General features: G+C 69.1%; 1 protein-coding gene and 1 pseudogene. One reads left to right on the top strand and one right to left on the bottom strand.

Going from position 1 to position 2,024, the window contains the following annotated elements:
- A pseudogene (locus ACZ45E_RS39845) lies at positions 1-473 on the top strand (IS3 family transposase); the annotation flags it as partial.
- A gap of 7 nt (positions 474-480) precedes the next feature.
- Here ACZ45E_RS39845 and ACZ45E_RS39850 read toward each other — a convergent pair.
- Positions 481-1,884 (bottom strand): IS30 family transposase, encoded by a 1,404-nt coding sequence (locus ACZ45E_RS39850; RefSeq protein WP_468231445.1) that lies wholly within the window; start codon positions 1,882-1,884, stop codon positions 481-483.
- Positions 1,885-2,024 lie beyond the last annotated feature (140 nt).

Genomic DNA, 2,024 nt, shown 5'->3' on the forward strand with positions numbered 1-2,024 from the left:
AGGCCGAGCAGGCCGCCGCGGTCGCTGAGATCCGGCAGATCCACGCCGAGCACCACGGCGCCTACGGCGCCCCGCGCATCCATGCCGAACTCCGGGCCCGTGGATGGGAGGTGAACCGCAAGCGCGTCACCCGGCTGATGCGGGTGAACCATGTCGTCGGTCGTCATCTGCGCCGGAAGAAGCGGACCACGATCGCGGACAAGACGGCTCCGCCCGCACCGGACCTGGTGATGCGTGACTTCACGGCCACGGCGCTGAACAGCAGGTGGTGCGGCGACATCACCTATGTCCCTGTCGGCTCTTCGTGGATCTTCCTGGCGACGGTCATCGACATCTGCTCGCGCCGCGTGATCGGCTGGTCCATCGCCGACCACATGCGCACCCAGCTCGTCACGGACGCCCTCGAGATGGCGGTCGCCGCCCGCGGCGGCCGGGTCGACGGCGTCGTCTTTCACACGGACAGGGGCGCCCAGCTTGGACTCAACCGGTCGTCGCAACACCAGCTTCCTGCAGGGATAGTAGGTGCTCGTTGAGGGCTTCGGCGGGGGTCTTCCAGGCGAGGGTCTTGCGGGGGCGGTTGTTGAGGGTGAAGGCGACGGCGTGGAGCTCGTCGATGCCCCAGCGCGACAGGTCCGTCCCCTTCGGAAAGTACTGCCGCAGCAGACCGTTCGTGTTTTCGTTGGTGCCGCGCTGCCAGGGACTGTGGGGGTCGGCGAAGTAGACCTGGAGTCCGGCATCGACGCGGAGCTGGGCGTGCTGGGCCAGTTCCGTGCCCCGGTCCCACGTCAGTGACCTGCGTAGTTGGTCGGGCAAGGTCGTGATGGTGGCGGTGATCGCGTCTTTCACGGCCTCGGCGCCGCGGCCGGCCAGCGCGGGCCCGTTCTTGGTGCGTGGTTCGGTGCCGAAGCCGTCCATCCGGGGCAGGTGCAGCAGCATGGTGAACCGCGTACTGCGCTCGACCAGCGTGCCGATCGCGGACCGGCCGGTGCCGATGATGAGGTCACCTTCCCAGTGGCCTGGAACGGCACGGTCCTCGGCCTCGGCCGGCCGCTCGCTGATCAGCACGTCAGCGGTCACGTGGCCGCGGACGCTCTGCTTGGTGCGCTCCCGCGGGACACGCAAAGACCGTCCGGTGCGCAGGCAGGCGACGAGCTCACGCTTGAGGGCTCCGCGTCCCTGGACGTAAAGGGCCTGGTAGATCGCTTCCGGGGAGATGCGCATGGACTCATCTTCGGGGAAGTCCACCGTGAGCCGCTGTGAGATCTGTTCCGGGCTCCAGGACGTCGCCCAGCGGCGGTCCTGACGGCGGGGCTTGTTCCTTCCCTGCCAGGGCGGCACCTGGGGACCCGAGATGACCCGGCCGTCCAGGGCGTGGACGACGCTCCCGGCCAGCCGGTCCTGCACATACTCGCGCAGTCGCTCATCGGCCACCAGCTTCGCCGGCTTCGGCCGCTGAGCCCGCCGCTCGGCATGCCATTGCGCCAGCGAGGCCCGGTAATCCAGGTGGTAACTCCGCGTGGAGGCGTTGCGCCGCAGCTCCCGCGAGATCGTGGACGGCGAACGCCCCAGACACCGCGCGATCGCACGGACCCCGAAGTCCCGCGCACGCAGCAGAGCGATCTCCTCCCGCTCGGCGAACGAGAGGTAACGGCCGGAGACAGTCGGAGCGAGGCACGGATTCACCCCGCCAGCATGACGAAACCACCGCGACCCCACCGCAGGCGAGACCTCGATGACGGCTGCGGCGTCCACCGAACTCAGCCCCCGCGCGATCGCCTTCCAGAAGCTGACCCGGTCCTCACGCCAGGCAACGCTCGGCCGCCCTGGCGAGGGCATCTGCCCGCGATACTCCCGCACCGCCCGCTGCCGATTTCCCACACCCATCACAAGCCCCCAGCTCACGAAGGTGTTGCGACGACCGATTGAATCCGCCCAGTACGTCAGCCGGGCCTTCGCCGAGGTCTGCCGACGGCACGGCATCCGCCGCAGCATGGGACGTATCGGCTCGAGCTACGACAACGCCC

Source organism: Streptomyces sp. NPDC030991 (genome assembly GCF_055571235.1).

Excerpts from the sequence above, each read along its gene's own strand:
- ACZ45E_RS39850 (WP_468231445.1), bottom strand. The coding sequence starts at position 1,884 with ATGGGTGTGGGAAATCGGCAGCGGGCGGTGCGGGAGTATCGCGGGCAG.